The sequence below is a fragment of the Nonomuraea sp. NPDC049655 genome, assembly GCF_044465465.1.
In the GTDB taxonomy this organism is placed as follows: domain Bacteria; phylum Actinomycetota; class Actinomycetes; order Streptosporangiales; family Streptosporangiaceae; genus Nonomuraea.
The window spans coordinates 40,490-56,380 of the sequence record NZ_JBITLS010000001.1 but is presented as its reverse complement, the minus strand read 5'-3'; the positions used below and the strand labels follow the sequence as shown (position 1 = coordinate 56,380).

General features: G+C 72.0%; 19 protein-coding genes. 14 read left to right on the top strand and 5 right to left on the bottom strand.

The features are described 5' to 3' along the window. Positions 1-592: 592 nt before the first annotated feature. The 14 genes from ACIBQ6_RS00310 (at position 593) to hypE (ending at position 11,335) form a co-directional block, all read left to right on the top strand. Complete coding sequence (locus tag ACIBQ6_RS00310) at positions 593-1,090, top strand: RNA polymerase sigma factor (protein WP_397209462.1); 498 nt, start codon at positions 593-595, stop codon at positions 1,088-1,090. 145 nt (positions 1,091-1,235) lie between these two features. After that, positions 1,236-1,802 carry a hypothetical protein gene (locus tag ACIBQ6_RS00305; protein WP_358295863.1) on the top strand — a complete coding sequence of 189 codons (567 nt, stop codon included), beginning with the start codon at positions 1,236-1,238 and terminating at the stop codon, positions 1,800-1,802. A gap of 400 nt (positions 1,803-2,202) precedes the next feature. Further along, complete coding sequence (locus tag ACIBQ6_RS00300; RefSeq protein ID WP_397209461.1) at positions 2,203-3,507, top strand: hypothetical protein; 1,305 nt, start codon at positions 2,203-2,205, stop codon at positions 3,505-3,507. A 20-nt stretch (positions 3,508-3,527) separates the two neighbouring features. Then, positions 3,528-4,037, top strand: coding sequence for a hydrogenase maturation protease (locus ACIBQ6_RS00295; RefSeq protein WP_358295858.1), 510 nt, complete (start codon positions 3,528-3,530; stop codon positions 4,035-4,037). Next, positions 4,030-4,383: a hydrogenase maturation nickel metallochaperone HypA gene (locus ACIBQ6_RS00290; protein ID WP_358295855.1), complete on the top strand. Its 354-nt coding sequence runs from the start codon at positions 4,030-4,032 to the stop codon at positions 4,381-4,383. Before ACIBQ6_RS00295 ends, ACIBQ6_RS00290 begins: the two co-directional genes overlap by 8 nt. Positions 4,384-4,439: 56 nt before the next feature. Beyond that, a complete protein-coding gene (locus ACIBQ6_RS00285) occupies positions 4,440-5,480 on the top strand; it encodes a hydrogenase expression protein HypE (RefSeq protein ID WP_358295853.1) in 1,041 nt (346 codons plus the stop codon). Positions 5,481-5,514: 34 nt separating this feature from the next. After that, complete coding sequence (locus tag ACIBQ6_RS00280) at positions 5,515-7,311, top strand: nickel-dependent hydrogenase large subunit (protein WP_397209460.1); 1,797 nt, start codon at positions 5,515-5,517, stop codon at positions 7,309-7,311. Beyond that, positions 7,304-7,840: a NifU family protein gene (locus ACIBQ6_RS00275; RefSeq protein WP_357988347.1), complete on the top strand. Its 537-nt coding sequence runs from the start codon at positions 7,304-7,306 to the stop codon at positions 7,838-7,840. The genes ACIBQ6_RS00280 and ACIBQ6_RS00275 overlap by 8 nt, the downstream gene beginning before the upstream one ends. After that, the gene (locus ACIBQ6_RS00270) at positions 7,837-8,430 is read left to right on the top strand and encodes a DUF5947 family protein (protein ID WP_397209459.1); all 594 of its coding nucleotides are present in this window, start codon (positions 7,837-7,839) and stop codon (positions 8,428-8,430) included. The genes ACIBQ6_RS00275 and ACIBQ6_RS00270 overlap by 4 nt, the downstream gene beginning before the upstream one ends. 10 nt (positions 8,431-8,440) lie before the next feature. Beyond that, the gene (locus ACIBQ6_RS00265; RefSeq protein WP_357707651.1) at positions 8,441-8,650 is read left to right on the top strand and encodes a hypothetical protein; all 210 of its coding nucleotides are present in this window, start codon (positions 8,441-8,443) and stop codon (positions 8,648-8,650) included. A gap of 16 nt (positions 8,651-8,666) precedes the next feature. Then, complete coding sequence (locus tag ACIBQ6_RS00260) at positions 8,667-8,780, top strand: DUF6893 family small protein (protein ID WP_397209457.1); 114 nt, start codon at positions 8,667-8,669, stop codon at positions 8,778-8,780. A gap of 10 nt (positions 8,781-8,790) precedes the next feature. After that, positions 8,791-9,060 (top strand): HypC/HybG/HupF family hydrogenase formation chaperone, encoded by a 270-nt coding sequence (locus ACIBQ6_RS00255; RefSeq protein ID WP_357707649.1) that lies wholly within the window; start codon positions 8,791-8,793, stop codon positions 9,058-9,060. 11 nt (positions 9,061-9,071) lie between these two features. Continuing rightward, positions 9,072-10,199, top strand: a complete 1,128-nt coding sequence (gene hypD, locus ACIBQ6_RS00250) for a hydrogenase formation protein HypD (RefSeq protein WP_358295840.1) — start codon at positions 9,072-9,074, stop codon at positions 10,197-10,199. Continuing rightward, positions 10,196-11,335 carry a hydrogenase expression/formation protein HypE gene (hypE, locus tag ACIBQ6_RS00245; RefSeq protein WP_397209456.1) on the top strand — a complete coding sequence of 380 codons (1,140 nt, stop codon included), beginning with the start codon at positions 10,196-10,198 and terminating at the stop codon, positions 11,333-11,335. Before hypD ends, hypE begins: the two co-directional genes overlap by 4 nt. A 59-nt stretch (positions 11,336-11,394) precedes the next feature. Here the strand turns inward: hypE and hypF are convergent, their stop codons facing one another. From hypF to ACIBQ6_RS00220, 5 genes are read right to left on the bottom strand one after another with little or no spacing between them, the layout of a single operon-like run. Beyond that, positions 11,395-13,671 carry a carbamoyltransferase HypF gene (gene hypF, locus ACIBQ6_RS00240; RefSeq protein ID WP_397209455.1) on the bottom strand — a complete coding sequence of 759 codons (2,277 nt, stop codon included), beginning with the start codon at positions 13,669-13,671 and terminating at the stop codon, positions 11,395-11,397. Continuing rightward, positions 13,661-14,323 (bottom strand): SIS domain-containing protein, encoded by a 663-nt coding sequence (locus ACIBQ6_RS00235; protein WP_397159175.1) that lies wholly within the window; start codon positions 14,321-14,323, stop codon positions 13,661-13,663. Before ACIBQ6_RS00235 ends, hypF begins: the two co-directional genes overlap by 11 nt. Further along, positions 14,320-14,535, bottom strand: a complete 216-nt coding sequence (locus ACIBQ6_RS00230; RefSeq protein WP_397209454.1) for a HypC/HybG/HupF family hydrogenase formation chaperone — start codon at positions 14,533-14,535, stop codon at positions 14,320-14,322. The genes ACIBQ6_RS00235 and ACIBQ6_RS00230 overlap by 4 nt, the downstream gene beginning before the upstream one ends. After that, positions 14,532-15,134 (bottom strand): SIS domain-containing protein, encoded by a 603-nt coding sequence (locus tag ACIBQ6_RS00225; RefSeq protein ID WP_397209453.1) that lies wholly within the window; start codon positions 15,132-15,134, stop codon positions 14,532-14,534. The genes ACIBQ6_RS00230 and ACIBQ6_RS00225 overlap by 4 nt, the downstream gene beginning before the upstream one ends. Beyond that, positions 15,131-15,499 (bottom strand): PadR family transcriptional regulator, encoded by a 369-nt coding sequence (locus ACIBQ6_RS00220; protein ID WP_397209452.1) that lies wholly within the window; start codon positions 15,497-15,499, stop codon positions 15,131-15,133. Before ACIBQ6_RS00220 ends, ACIBQ6_RS00225 begins: the two co-directional genes overlap by 4 nt. Between the last annotated feature and the right edge of the window lie 392 nt (positions 15,500-15,891).

The window sequence follows — 15,891 nt, the reverse complement described above, 5'->3', positions numbered from 1 at the left end:
TCGCTCAACAGACACTCGCCGGGTTGCAAGCGAGGAGTTGATTCTCCAGGTCAGAGCCTCTATGGCGGCTGGTGTCGCCCCTTCGGCACGATCAGCGCACACCACCACAGCCCAGGCCAGGCAGCTCGATATGCGAACGGCGCATCATTCAGTCGCTCGGTGGGTGGTGACGGGCGTGGCCGGGAATCACCTGACCTCCCGGTGCCCTGGCAAGCGGACGGGAATCCCATGGATCCGGACGGCGCGCTCCCCAGCTCGATCCGGACAAGGTCGCAAACTGCTTCGATCTGTTCAGAGCCGAGAGCCAGAGCGAAGGCCGGTCGGAGGCGCCCGGCGCCTCGAACGGAGGGGAAACGCAGGGGGGCGGGAGCCGGCCATGAGCACGTCGGTGTGTGTCCGGGGTGTGAATCGGCGGTCATAGGGGTGACCGCCGAGCGCGTGCGATGAGCCGGGCCGGGGTCGATCGGGCCAAGCTCAGGTGGCCCGGAAACGTCCGGCGGTGGTCCTGGTGCGGCGGTTCCGCATGTCTGCGATCTTACGGGCGACTTTGTCCGGGCTCTTTCGTATGCATGGAAACGGAGAGGGCCGTGGCATGAATGTCACAGAACAACGTTGGCATGTCCTGATGGCGTACCGGCCGCGACTGCTGGCCTTGGCGATACGCATGGGGGCGGGGGCGGACGCGGAGGACGTCGTCCAGGACGCGTTGCTGCGTACCGCCACCTTCGCCGGTCTGGAGGAGGAACGGGCGTGGCCCTTCCTCGCCACAGTCACGGCGCGGCTCGTGGTCGACCACCACCGCCGGACGGCTCGCGAACTGGTGTTACGCCGCCACGCGGCACTCATGCCACGTCCCCACGGCTTCGAGGACGCCGTGGCCGACGGGGACGAGGCCAGGCGCGCGGCATCCTTGATCGCACTGCTCGACCCCGAGATCCGCCATGTGGTCCGCCTGCGAATGGAAGGCGCCACCTGGGGACAGATCGGCGTCGCGCGCGGCGAATCGGCCGCCGCCGTCGAGATGCGGTATCGCCGTGCGACGGCTCCCGTGCGACGGGCCATGAACCGCCCGGCCGGAAATCGGCGATGAATTCTGTCGAGCTCGCCGTCCAGGAACGTAATACCGGTGAAAGGTTCGTTCGTTCAGGCCGATATGCGATTCTTGGGAATCGCGGAAAAGGACAGCCATGCGAAGCTTGCGAAGGCGTGTTCCGCCCGTACGGCATGCGTTTGTCGTGCTGCTGGCGGCGGCGCTCGCCTGCTTGATGTTCGCGCCCGCGGCGGGAGCGGAGAGCAGGACGTCCCAGAAGGTCTCGTCGTCTCTTACGGATCCCGACACCGAACTGGCCACCACGGAGAACGGCGAGGAACCGCTGGACTCCATCTCCAGCGAGGATTATCTCGCGAAGCTCGCCCAGAACGATGTCATCGTCTCGGCGGAGGAACGCACGCAGATCATGGCGAGTTCCTGCTGGATCTATACCGGCTACCGGGGCGGCAAGAACCGCGTCGGCCAATGGCTCTGGAAGTATTTCCAGAGAATGGACTACTGCCGCGACGGCTCCCGGATCACCAGCGCCCACTTCCACACCAGGTGGGCCGAGGTCTACATGGTGGGCTGGTCGTTCAAGGGTCACGAGTCGCTCGTGAGCAACGGCGGCCGGGGAGCGGCCCAATGGCGCAAGCGTACCCAGGGCGTCTTCTGTTTGGTCCCGTACGTCTCCTGCATACAGGAATCGCACCCCTGGGTGGACATGACCGTCTACGGTAACGGCGCGAGGTCCTTCAGCGCCGGCGGCTGACACACGAGAGCGCCGGTCCGGGAAGCCCTCGGACCGGTGCTCTGTGCCGTCGGCGGCGAACGGAAGCGTCATGATCTCCTGGCACACCGGCGGCGGCTGAGCCGAAGGTGGCGGCCGAGGCGACCGTGGCGATGCGCGGGCAGCCGAAGGTGGAAGTGCCGAAGGCGGTGATGGTCAGCAGCAGGACGGCAGGCCGGTGGGGTGGGCGCTGCTTGCCGTCCTGCGTGGGGGAGGCCAGGAGGAACGCGTTGCCGGAACGGCCAGGGTCAGGACCGGCAAAGCAGGGGGGCGGCCCCTGATGGGGGGTGGCCACTCCGGCGCCGGTAGCGCTAGGTGACTTCGGCACACACTGTATAAGCTTACTTACCGTACGTGTGCATCTCTTGCTATACCGGACACCGTGGGTCCGGATGACACCTTCGACAGCGTCCGTGCGATCGCCGACGCGATCCTGTACGAGGGGTACCTGCTGTACCCCTACCGCCGCTCCTCCGGCAAGAACCGCGTCCGGTGGCAGTTCGGCGTGCTGCTGCCGCCCGCCTGGGCACGGGCCCGGGGGCTCACCGGCGCGGGCGTGGCGGGCTCGGCCGAATCGTGGTGCCAGCAGACGGAATGCCTGCTCGAAGCGGACGGCGAGGTCACGGTCGAGCTGCGGATCCGCTTCCTGCACCAGCAGCGGCGTCAGGTGCAGCGCCGGGACGCCGACGGCGCCTGGCGGCCGGTCGACTCCCTGGGGGACGGGCCCACGCTGGAACTGAGCTTCGACGAGGCCGTGCCGCGCGAGTTCGACCTGCGTGCCGGCACGACCGAACTGCTCGCGGGCGAGCGGCGGATCACCGTCGGCGTGCCGGCGGGCGAGGAGATCCGGCCGCTGGACGGCGGCCGGATCGTCGTCAGCCGGTCGGCGATCCGGGCGTCGGCCGCCGTCTCGGCCACGCGGTGCGCGACGGCGTCCCCGCTGCTGCGCCTGCGCTGCCGCGTCGAGAACGACGACCCGGCCACCCCCGCCGACGCCGCCCGCGAGGACGCGCTGCGCGCCTCGCTCCTGAGCTGCCATACTCTGCTCGCCACGCGCGGCGGCTCGTTCGTCTCCCTGCTCGACCCGCCGGAATGGGCCGCGGCGGCGGTCCGCGACTGTGTCAACACGGGCACCTTCCCCGTGCTGGCCGGTACGCCCGGCGCGCGGGACGTCGTGCTCTCCTCCCCGATCATCCTGTACGACCACCCGCGCGTGGCCCCCGAAAGCCCCGGCGACCTGCACGACGCCACGGAGATCGACGAGATCCTGTCGCTGCGCACCCTCACGCTCACCGACGCCGAGAAGCGGGAGGCCCGCGCCACCGACGCGCGGGCCGCGGAGATCATCGACCGCGTCGACTCCATGCCGCCCGCCGCTCTGTCACGGCTGCACGGCACGGTCCGCTCCCGCCGGGCCGCGGCGGCGGTGGACGGCGTGACGGTCGCCGGGGTGGAGGTCTCGAAGGGAAGCCGGGTCAGGCTCCGGCCGCGACGGTCGGGCACCGACCCCCAGGACATGTTCCTCGACGGCAGGACCGGCCTGGTCGAGGACGTCCTCCAGGACGTGGACGACACCTGGCACCTGGCCGTCACCGTCGAGGACGACCCGGGCGCCGACCTGAACCGCTGGTACGGGCGCTACCGCTACTTCACCCTCGACGAGGTCGAGCCCCTGGAGGCGGGATGAGCACCGGTGGTTCCCGTAATGTGACCGGGGGTTCCCGTAACGTGCTCGTGGCCGGCATCGGGAACGTGTTCCTGGGCGATGACGGCTTCGGCGTCGAGGTGGTCAGGCGCCTGGACCGGGCGGAGCTGCCCGCGACGGCCGACGTCGCCGACTACGGCATCCGCGGCGTCCACCTCGCCTACGAGCTGCTGGACGGCCGCTACGACACCCTGATCCTGGTCGACGCCGTCCCGCTCGACGGCCCGCCGGGAACGCTGGCCGTCATCGAGGCCGACGACCGGCCGTCCGGGGGCGACGTGGCGATCGACGGGCACGGGCTGCATCCGGACGCCGTGCTCCGGCTGCTGAACCACCTCGGCGGCGGCGTCGAGCGGGTCGTGATCGTGGGCTGCCGGCCCGCGGTCCTGGACGAGGTGATGGAGCTGTCCGAGCCGGTGGCCGCCGCCGTGGAGGGGGCCGTCCGCCTCGTCGCGGAGCTGGCCTGGCAGGAGGCGGCGGGAAAGATCGAGAAGGAGACCACCGATGCATGAACTGGGGCTGTGCGACGCGATCGTGGAGGCCGCGCTGGGACGGGCCGGTGGACGCCGGGTGAACGCGGTGCGCGTCCTCGTCGGCGGGCACCCGGTGGATCCGCGGGTCATCGACACGGGCTTCCGCCTGGCCGCCGCGGGCACGGTCGTGCAGGACGCGACCGTCGAACTCGTCACCGTGCCGTACCTGATGCGCTGCGCGGGATGCGGCGCCGAGCAGGAGGCCCGCACCGCCACGGACCTGCTCGCCTGCCGGAGCTGCGGCGGGATGGACGTGGAGAGCATCACGGACGAGCGCGTCGTGGTGGAGTCGATCACGTTCGAACCGGTTCCCGGAACCGCCTGACAGTCCCGCCGGCACCGGCTGGAGACCAGGCCGCTGACGTGAAGGAGAGACGTGACATGGCCGACCAGAAGAGCGGATTCGACGAGATGCACATCCTGTGGATCTCCGAGGGCATGAGCTGCGACGGCGACACCGTCTCCGTGACGGCCGCGTCCCAGCCCGCCATCGAGGACGTCGTCACCGGCCTCGTGCCGGGGCTGCCGAAGGTGCACCTGCACAACAAGGTCCTGTCCCCGACGTTGGGCGGGGAGGACTTCCTGGCCCCGTTCCGGGCCGCGGCGCGCGGCGAGCTGGAGCCGTTCATCTTCGTGCTGGAGGGGTCCGTCCCCAACGAGAGGATCAACGGAGAGGGCTACTGGACGTCGTTCGGCAACGACCCGGACACGGGCGAGCCGATGACCCTCAACACCTGGATCGACCTGCTCGCCCCCAACGCCTGGGCGGTCGTCGCGATCGGGACCTGCGCCACCTACGGCGGCATCCACGCCATGGCGGGCAACCCGACCGGCTGCATGGGCCTGGCCGACTACCTGGGCTGGGACTTCCGGTCGGCCGGCGGGCTGCCCATCGTGAACGTGCCGGGCTGTCCGGTGCAGCCGGAGAACTTCATGGAGACCCTCACCTGGGTCCTGCAGCACGCGGCCGGTTCGGCGCCGCCGCCGCCGCTGGACGCGCTGCTGCGTCCCCAGTGGCTGTTCGGCAGGACCGTGCACGAGGGCTGCGACCGTGCCGCCTACTACGAGCAGGCCGACTTCGCCAAGGACTACAACTCGCCCAAGTGCCAGGTGAAGGTCGGCTGCTGGGGCCCGGTCGTCAACTGCAACGTGCCCAAACGCGGCTGGATGAACGGGGTGGGCGGCTGCCCGAACGTCGGCGGGATCTGCATCGGCTGCACGATGCCCGGCTTCCCCGACAAGTTCATGCCGTTCATGGACATGCCGCCGGGCAGCAGCCTGTCCTCGATGCTGATCAAGCCCTACGGGGCGTTCATCCGCCGCATGCGCGGCATCACCAACAACACCGCGAACGCCGAGCCGCGGTGGCGGCACAACCGTGACGCGCTGACCAGCGGCTTCGATCCGCGGTGGCGCCCGTAAGGGGCCCGCGACGCCAGAGAGGACACATCAGCACATGGCCATCTCCGAGCAGGAAGCGCCCGACCGGCGACCACCGGGAGAGCTCGTCGAGATGTCGTGGGATCCCATCACACGCATCATCGGCAACCTGGGCGTCTACACGAAGATCGACTTCGCCAACCAGCGGGTCGCCGAGTGCCACAGCACCTCCTCGCTGTTCCGCGGCTACTCGGTGTTCATGAAGGGCAAGGACCCCAGGGACGCGGGCTTCATCACCAGCCGGATCTGCGGCATCTGCGGCGACAACCACACCACCTGCTCGATGTACGCCCAGAACATGGCGTACGGCATCAAGACGCCGCCGATGGCCGAGTGGATCGTCAACCTCGGCGAAGCAGCCGAGTACATGTTCGACCACACGATCTTCCAGGACAACCTGGTCTTCGTGGACTTCTGCGAGGCGATGGTCAAGGAGACCAACCCGACGCTGCTGGCGCGGGCCAGGACCACCGAGGCGCCCGGGGCGGCGATCCACGGCAAGCGCACGATCGCCGACATCATGGAGGCGTTCAACCCGTTCGAGGGCGACATCTACAAGGAGGCGCTGCGGATCAGCCGCGTCACGCGGGAGATGTTCTGCCTGATGGAGGGCCGGCACGTCCACCCGTCGACGGTCTATCCGGGCGGGGTCGGCACGATGCCGGAGCCGACGTTGTTCACCGACTACCTCTCGCGCCTGCTCGGCGTGGTGGACTTCGTCAAGAAGGCCGTCGCGCTGAACAACGACGTGTTCGACTTCTTCTACGAGGCACTGCCCGGCTACGAGGAGGTCGGCCGCCGCCGGATCCTGCTCGGCTGCTGGGGGGCCTTCCAGGACCCGGCCGTGGTCGACTACCGCTACGAGACGATGAACGACTGGGGCAAGGCCATGTTCGTCACCCCGGGCATCGTGGTGGACGGCGAGCTGGTCACCAACAACCTCGTCGACATCAACCTCGGCATCCGCATCCTGCTCGGCAGCTCGTACTACGACGACTGGACCGCCGAGGAGCCGTTCGTCACGCACGACCCGCTCGGCAACCCGATCGACATGCGGCACCCGTGGAACCAGACGACCCTGCCCGCGCCGCAGAAACGCGACTTCGAGGGCAACTACAGCTGGGTCATGAGCCCCCGGTGGCTCGACCCGCGCACCGGCGACCATCTCGCGCTCGACACCGGCGGCGGCGCCTTCGCCCGCCTGTACGTCACCGCCCTGTCGGGCATCGTGGACACCCCGTACGTGAAGGCGACGGGCTCGTCGGTGCAGATCTCGCTGCCGAAGGGTCGCGACCTGCCGGAGACGACCCTGGAGTGGCGCATCCCGCCCTGGTCCAACGCCCTGGAACGCAACCGGGCCCGGGTGTACTTCGTGGCCTACGCCGCGGCCATGGCGGTGTACTTCGTCGAGCAGGCCATGGAGCGCATGCGCGCCGGGGACACCAAGGTGTTCACCGACTTCGCCGTGCCGGAGGAGGCCATCGGCGTCGGGTTCCACGAGGCGGTGCGCGGCGTGCTCTCCCACCACATGGTCATCCGGGACGGCAAGATCGCCAACTACCACCCATACCCGCCCACGCCCTGGAACGGCAGCCCGCGCGACAGCTTCGGCACGCCCGGCCCGTACGAGGACGCCGTCCAGGACATGCCGATCTTCGAGGAGAACGGCCCGGACGACTTCAAGGGCGTCGACATCATGCGCGCGGTGCGCAGCTTCGACCCCTGCCTGCCCTGCGGCGTGCACATGTACGTCGGCAAGGGACGCACGGTGAAGAAGCTGCACTCGCCGATGTTCGGCGCGAGCCATGGCTGAGCCGGACCGCCTGGACGACCAGGCGGTGGCCCGCCTGCTGGAGCGGCTGGAGGAGACCCTGGGGCGGCTGGAGGGCACGCCCGGCCCGACGGCGGAGACGGCGCTCGACGCCGTCGCCATCCTCGCCGAGGTCTACGGCGAGGCCCTGGCCCGGGTCATGGACCGGGCTCCGGCCGGGTCCGCCGTCGCCGCCGCCCTGGCCGACGACGAGCTGCTCGGCCACCTGCTGGTCCTGCACGACATCCATCCCGAGCCGCTCCGGCGGCGGGTCGAGCGCGCGCTCGACGGCCTGGCCGGCGCCCTGCGCGCCCAGGGGGTGGAGGCGCGGCTCGCCGACGTGACGGACGACGTCGCGCGGGTGCGGCTGACGGGCGGCTGCTCGTCCGGGTCGGAGCCCGTACGGCTGGCCGTCGAGCAGGCGGTGCGCGCCGTCGCGCCGGAGGTGGAGACGGTCGAGGTGAGCCGCGCCGCGCCGGTCGCCTTCGTCCCGGCCGACGCGCTGCTGGTCCGGCCCGGCGGCGCCGCGTGAGCACGACCGCGCACGGCCGCCTGCTCAGACGGACCGCGCGCCGCCGGGACGCGGGCGCGCGCTGCGAGCTGTGCGAGGCGCCGGTCCGGGGCGAGCACGGGCACGTCGTGGACACGCGTTCGGCGGAGGTGCTGTGCGCGTGCCGGGCGTGCGCGCTGCTGTTCGAGCCGGACGGCGACGGCCACTTCCTGCGGGTGCCCGAACGGCGGCTGCGGCTGACCGGGGTGCGGCCGGCCGACCTCGGCATCCCCGTGAGCCTGGCGTTCTTCGTCACCGCGCCCGACGGCTCGGCCACCGCGCACTACCCGAGCCCGCTGGGCGGCACCCGCAGCGACCTGGACGCCGCGGCCTGGCAGGCGATCGCCGCCCGCGCCGAGGAGCTGGGCACCATGCGGCCGATGGTCGAGGCGCTGCTCGTCAACGGCGTACGGGGGGCCGGTGAGTGCTGGCTGGTCCCGATCGACGACTGCTACCGGCTGATGGCCCTGGTACGAGGTGAATGGACCGGCATGTCAGGCGGCGATCAGGTATGGGCAAAGATCGCGCAGTATTTCGCCCAGCTCGACGACGCAGGGCATCGCCGGGGGTAGGACCCGCACCATGGCACACATCAAGGTGGGCAAGCCCGACGTCGCACCCGACGCGACGGCGCACGTCAAGGGCGTCGAGCAGGGCAACCGGCCCGGCGCGTACGAGCAGCAGGCGGGACACCACCGGGACGGCACGGCCGACGCCCGGCGCTCGACGGGGATCAGCCCCAAGAAGCACGACCCGATCCTGCCTGTCATGCCCAACCTCCCGCCAGGCTGAGAAAGAAAGAACAGACATGCGGCGACCACGTACGACGCTGCTGGCCGCGCTGGCCGGGGCGGTGCTCCTGGGGATGTTCTGGAAGGAACTCCCGGCGCTGAGGCGCTACATCAAGATCAAGCAGATGTGATCCCGGAACGATGTGTCTTGGCATCCCCGGCGAGATCGTCGAGCTGCTGCCGGACCGGGCCGACCTGGCCACCGTCGAGGTCGCCGGCGTACGCCGCGCGATCAGCGTCGGCCTGCTGGACGGTCCGGTCCGGCCCGGTGACTGGGTCCTGGTCCACGTGGGCTTCGCGATGTCCAGGATCGACGAGAGCGAGGCCGCGGCGACGCTGGCGCTGCTGAACGGCCTCGGCCCCGCCTACACCGACGAGCTCCAGGCGCTCGCGGAATCCGACATCACGTGAAAGGCGCCGGCATGCGCTTCGTCGACGAGTACCGCGACGCCCGGACGGCACGGGCCCTGGCCGCGCGGATCGCGGAGCTGTGCGAGCCCGGCCGCCGCTACACCTTCATGGAGGTGTGCGGCGGGCACACCCACACGATCTACAAGCACGGCGTCGAGGACTACCTGCCGCCGAACGTGAACCTCGTCCACGGGCCCGGCTGTCCCGTCTGCGTGATCCCCATGGGACGCGTCGACGACGCGATCGCCATCGCCGGCGAACCGGACGTGATCATGACCTCGTTCGGCGACATGATGCGGGTGCCCGGCGGCGAGGGCTCCTTCCTGGACGCCAAGGCCGCCGGCGCGGACATCCGCATGGTGTACTCCCCGCTCGACGCGCTGCGGATCGCCCGCCAGAACCCCGCCCGCCGGGTCGTCTTCATGGCGATCGGCTTCGAGACCACCGCGCCGTCCACGGCGATGACCGTGCTGCGGGCCGCGGCCGAAGGGCTCGGCAACTTCTCCGTCTTCTGCAACCACGTCATGATCATTCCTGCGATCAAGGCGATCCTGGACTCGCCGGACCTGCGGCTCGACGGCTTCATCGGGCCGGGCCACGTCTCCACCGTGATCGGCTGCCGGCCGTACGCGTTCATCGCCGAGGAGCACGGCAAGCCGCTCGTCTGCTGCGGGTTCGAGCCGCTGGACGTGCTGCAGTCGATCCACATGCTGCTGCGGCAGCTCGCCGAGGGGCGGGCCGAGGTGGAGAACCAGTACACGCGGGTGGTGCCGTGGGAGGGCAACGGCCGGGCGCTGGAGGCGATCGGGAAGGTGATGGAGCTGCGCCCGTACTTCGAGTGGCGCGGCCTCGGCTTCATCTCCCACTCCGCGCTGCGCCTGCGCGACGCCTACGCGGCCCACGACGCCGAACGGATCTTCCAGGTGCCGGGCGTACGGGTGGCCGACCCGAAGGCGTGCCAGTGCGGCGAGGTGCTCAAGGGCGTGCTCAAGCCGTGGGAGTGCAAGGTGTTCGGAACCGCGTGCACGCCGGAGACGCCGATCGGCACCTGCATGGTGTCCTCCGAGGGCGCCTGCGCCGCGTACTACAACTTCGGCCGGTTCACCCGCACGCGGGCCAAGGAGGCGACCACGGCATGACGACCGAGCGCACCGCCGGATGGGCCGAGCGGGCCGTCCGCGAGGCGGGCGGGCCCGCCGGCCCGGCGACCCGCGAGGAAGAGGTGCTGCTGCGCATCGAGCGCGCCCGGGGACGCCGGGCCCGGGTGCGGGAGGAACGCATCACGCTGGCCCACGGCGCGGGCGGGAGCGCCTCGCACACGCTGGTCGAGGCCGTGTTCGTGGACGCGTTCCGCAACCCGATCCTGGAGCCGCTCGGCGACGGCGCCGTGCTGGGGGTGGCGGGCGGGCGGCTGGCCTTCAGCACCGACTCCTTCGTGGTCTTCCCGCTGTTCTTCCCCGGCGGCGACATCGGCGACCTCGCCGTCAACGGCACGGTCAACGACCTGGCCGTCTGCGGGGCCCGGCCCCTGTACCTGTCGGCCGGCTTCATCCTGGAGGAGGGCTTCCCGGTCGCCGACCTGCGGCGGATCGCCAGCTCGATGGCCGCCGCCGCCGACAGCGCCGGCGTCCAGGTGGTCACCGGGGACACCAAGGTCGTGGAACGCGGCAAGGCGGACGGATGCTACGTCACCACCGCCGGCGTGGGCGTGCTGGAGCGGGAGACGGAGCTGACGCCGTCGGCGATCAGGCCGGGCGACGCCGTCATCGTCTCGGGGCCGATCGGCGAGCACGGCGTCACCATCATGATCTCCCGTGGGGAGCTGGACATCGAGGCCGACCTAGCCTCCGACACCGCGCCGCTCAACGGCGTCGTCGCCGCGCTGCTCGACGCCGTCCCCGGGGTGCGGGTGCTGCGGGACGCCACGCGCGGAGGGGTGGCGACGGTGCTCAACGAGCTGGCCCGCGCCTCGCGGCTCGGCATCGTGGTGGAGGAGTCGGCGGTGCCGGTCCGCCCGGTGGTGAACGGCGCCTGCGAACTGCTCGGCATCGACCCCCTGTACGTCGCCTGCGAGGGCCGGTTCGTCGCCGTGGTCGACGGCGAGCAGGCCGGAAGGGCGCTGGAGGCGCTGCGCGGCCATCCTCTCGGTGCGGAGGCGGCCGTGGTCGGCCGGGTGCGTGCCGAGCCCGCGGGGCTCGTGCTGCTCGACACGGCCTTCGGCGGCACCCGGATCGTCGACATGCTCGTCGGGGACCCGCTGCCGCGCATCTGCTGAGCCGCGGCCGACCGGCGCTTCATCCGGCGCTTCATCTGGCGAGGTTCATCCGGCGAGGTTCATCCGGCGTGGTCGAGAGCGGCGGCGACGGCGGCCTGGCCCAGGCTGAGGCCGCCGTCGTTGGGCGGCACCCGCGAGTGCAGGAGCACCCGCAGGCCCGCCTCCCGCAGCCCTGCCTCCATCCGCTCCAGCAGGACGACGTTCTGGAAGACGCCGCCGGACAGCGCCACCTCGCGCAGCCCCGTCCGTTCGCTCAGGGCCAGCACCGCCCGCAGCAGGACACGGGCCAGGCCGTTGTGGAAGCGCGCGGCCACCAGCGGCGTCGGCACGCCCGCCAGCAGGTCCTCGACCGCGCCGCGCACCAGATCGGTCCCGGACACGACCAGCTCCGGCCCGCCGGACAGCGCCGCCGGGTAGGCGGCCCGCTCGCCAGGCTCGGCGAACTGCTCCAGTTCGATCGCCGCCTGCCCCTCGAAGAGCACCCGGTCGCGCAGCCCGGCGATCGCGGCCACCGCGTCGAACAGCCGGCCCGCGCTCGACGTGAGCGGCGCGTTCGTCCCGGTGCGGGCCAGCGCCGCCACGGCCGCCCACCGGTCCCGGTGCCGCCGGACGAAGGGCAGGTCCGGCGGCGCGTCGCCGTAGATCGCGTCGAGGTAGGACACGCCCATGCGCCACGGCTGCCGTACGGCCGCCGCCCCGCCGGGCATGGGCACCGCCTCCAGGTGCCCCGCCCGCTCGAACCCCCGCAGGTCGGCGACCAGCAGCTCGCCGCCCCACAGGGTGCCGTCGGAGCCCAGGCCCAGGCCGTCCAGGGCGACGCCGATCACCGGGCCCTCCTCGCCGTTGTCGGCCAGGCAGGAGGCGATGTGGGCGTGATGGTGCTGCACGCCGACGAGCTCGACGCCGTCGAGGCCGGAGGCGTACTTGGTGGACAGGTACTCCGGGTGCAGGTCGTGGGCGACGAGCCGGGGCCGGACGCCGAACAGCCGGCTCAATTGGCCGATCCCCTCCGCGTACGAGCGCAGGGTCTCGTAGCCCTCCAGGTCGCCGATGTGCTGCGACAGGACCGCGTGGCGGCCCTTGACCAGGCAGAAGGTGTTCTTCAGCTCGCCGCCGCAGGCCAGCACGTGCCGGGACGGCGGCCGTCGCAGCGTCACGGGAGCGGGCACGTACCCGCGCGAGCGACGGACGGGCAGCTCCCGACCGCGGAACAGGCGCACCACCGAGTCGTCGGCCCGGACGTGGATGCGCCGGTCGTGGACGAGGAAGCCGTCGGCGATGCCGGACAGCCGGTCCAGGGCGTCGTCGTCCCGGTGCGCGATGGGCTCGTCCGACCGGTTTCCGCTGGTCAGGACCGCGGGCCGGCCGAGCCGTACGGCCAGGAGATGGTGCAGCGGCGTCGCGGGCAGCATCACCCCCAGCTCCCGGTTGCCCGGCGCGACCGCCTCGGCGACCGGCGCCCCGCTCCGGCGCGGCAGCAGGACGACGGGCCGCCGCGGTCCGCTCAGGACGCGCTCGGCGGCCGGGGTGAGCAGGACCAGCTCGCGCGCCGCGGCCAGGTCGGCGGCCAGCACCGCGAACGGCTTGCCCTCCCTGCGTTTGCGGGCCCGCAGCGCGGCGACCGCCTGTTCGTCCCCGGCCACGGCCGCGAGGTGGTATCCGCCCACGCCCTTGACCGCCAGGATCCTGCCCCGCGCCAGCCAGAGCGCCGCCCTCCCGACCGGGTCGCCCGGTTGGGGGCGGCCGTCCGCGTCCAGCAGCCGCAGCGACGGCCCGCACGCGGGACAGCACACCGGCTGGGCGTGGAAGCGCCGGTCGCCGGGGTCGCGGTACTCCCGCGCACAGCGGGCGCACATCGCGAAGGGGGCCATCGTGGTGTTGGGCCGGTCGTAGGGCAGGTCGGTGACGATGGTGAAGCGGGGCCCGCAGGCCGTGCAGTTGGTGAAGGCGTAGCCGTGCCGGCGCGCGCCCGGGTCGGCGATCTCGGCCGCGCAGGCGTCGCACGGCGCCGTGTCCGGCGGCACGCACACCTGGCGGGCGCCCTCGCCGCGGCTGGCCACGATCCGGAAACCCGACTCCGCGACGGGCTCGGCGTCCGCCACGGTGACGCTCTCGACCAGCGCGGACGGCGGCGCCCGCCGTTCCAGCTCCGCGACGAAGGCCCGCAGCGCCGACGGCTCACCCTGGGCCTCGATGAACACGCCGCGCGGATCGTTGCCGACGAACCCGGCCAGCTCGTGCCGTCCGGCCAGGCCACTGACGAACGGCCGGAAGCCGACGCCCTGGACCAGCCCCTCGACCCTGATCCGGATCCGGCCGGGCCCCTCAGCCGTCACCGGTCAGCGCCCGCTGCACCAGCTCCCACAGGACGTGGTAGAGGGTCACCTGGGCCTCCTGAATCCGGTGCACCGACGGGGACGGCACGACGAACAGGTGATCGGCCAGGCCGTCGGCCGCCATCCGCCCGCCGTCGCCGCCGGCCAGGCCGACGGTCAGGGCGCCGCGGCGGCGCGCCTCGGCGAAGGCGTGCAGCACGTTCGCCGAGCCGCCGCTCGTCGACAGGCCCACCACGATGTCGCCGGGCCGGGCGAAGGCGGCGACCTGGCGGGCGAAGGCCAGGTCGTAGCCGACGTCGTTGGACAGCGCGGTGACGACGGCGGCGTCGGCGGCCAGGCAGGTCGCCGCGAGCGCCCGCCCGCGCGGCGGGTGGGCGAAGAGCTGGGCCAGCGCCTGCGCGTCCGTGGCGCTGCCGCCGTTGCCGACGGCGAACAGCCTCCCGCCGGACTCGAAGGCCGCCGCCGTCCGCGCCGCGCAGCGCGCCAGCTCCTCCCCGTGCAGCCCGGCGACCGTCTCCCGCAGCGCGACGATCTCGTGCGCCTTGGCCGCGCAGGAGCGGCGCACCTCCTCCAGCAGGGCATCCGGATCGGTGGGCCGGACGTACAGGGACGGGTAGAGGGCCTCGACGCCGGCGCCTTCCGCCGTGCTCATCCGCACTCTCCTCCCACCGCGATGGCCTCACCGGCGTGCACCAGGACGACGTCACCCGGCCCGGCCTCGACCAGGGCCACGCTGATCTCCTGCGGGCCGCCGGCGGCCCCCTGCGCGATGGCCAGGCCGTCTCCGAGCAACTCGACGACGCGCATGGGCAGGGCGAGGTCGGAACAGGTCAGGCACATCCGCTCCCCCGGTTCCTCGGTCATCGGGCCTCCTCCGGCTGGTCGAGGAAGACGTGCACCAACTCCCAGAGCAGGTGGTAGACCGTCATGTGGATCTCCCGCACCACGCACGGGTCGCCGGACCGGACGCCGAGGACGTGGTGCACGGCCGGGCTGCGGCCGACGGCGCCGCCGTCCCCGCCTTCTCCGCCTTCTCCGCCCACGAGCGCGACGGTCAGCAGTCCGAGCGCGTGTGCCGCCTCCAGCCCGCGCAGCACGTCCGCGCAGCCGCCGTCCCAGGAGAACCCGAGCGCCATGTCGTGCTCGGCGGCCAGCAGGCGCACCTGCTCGGCGTAGACCTCCTCGAACCCGCTGGTCGCGGCGACGGCGGTCAGCCGGGCGGCGTCATGACTGAGGGAGAGGGCGGGCAGGGCCCTCTTGCCGACGATGACCGGATGGACGAACTCCACGGCCACGTGCTGGGCGTCCGCCGAGGCGCCGCCGTCGCCGAAGACCAGCAGCCGACCGCCCCACGCGAACCGCCGGGCCATGGCCCGGCACGCCAGGGCGATCGAGGCGGCCTCCCCGGCGAGCGCCCGTCCTGGGGCGACCCGCCGCTCGAAGGCCGGCGACACAGGCGTCATCCCACCTCTCCTTGCCACGAGGCGACGCGGGAGCGGGACGGCCCCGCGTCGTGGGACGGCGGCCGCTGTCCCTCGTCCCACAGAGTCGCGCAGGCGCGCAGGACGTCTCCCAGGTCCCGCAGCCGGATCATCGCGGCCTTCAGGTCGCTCAGGCCCGAAGCGGTGATCTCGTACTTCCGGCGCGGAGGTCCCGTACGCGAGGCGGTCCAGGAGGAGACCAGGCACTGGTCGCGTTCGAGGGCGCGCAGCAGCCGATAGACATGGCCGGGCTCCACCCCCGCCACGCCCAGCTCCCCCAGCCGGTCGATCAGGTCGTAGCCGTGGCTGGGCCGGTTCCAGATCAGGAGAAGCAGGATCGGGGACAACAATCCTCGTCTCTCGCCGCCTTCCATACGAACTCCCCCGTCAGCGGAACGCACCCTCCAAGGGGTAGTAGAACGTCCATGCCGGGCGATTCCCCGGCTCCGCACGCCGTCCTTGCCAACTTCTGGCAGAAGGCAAGCCAAGGGTTAGGTCTCGGGCGATCGGTTGCGTCCCGTACGGCGAGCGCAGCAACGAGCGGACCAACGCCGGGGGGTACCGCAGGCATGGTGCGTACCGCGACGTCGGCCCGGCGAACGTCAAGGTCGGCCGGGTGCGCGAGGGGCCCGGCGACGCCCCGGACAATCCTGCAGGCTGACCCAGGAGAATCGACGGGGAAAGCGCAGACGTCCTGTCGGTGCACCGGCGTAGGCTGCCTTCAGTGGCCGATCCGCTG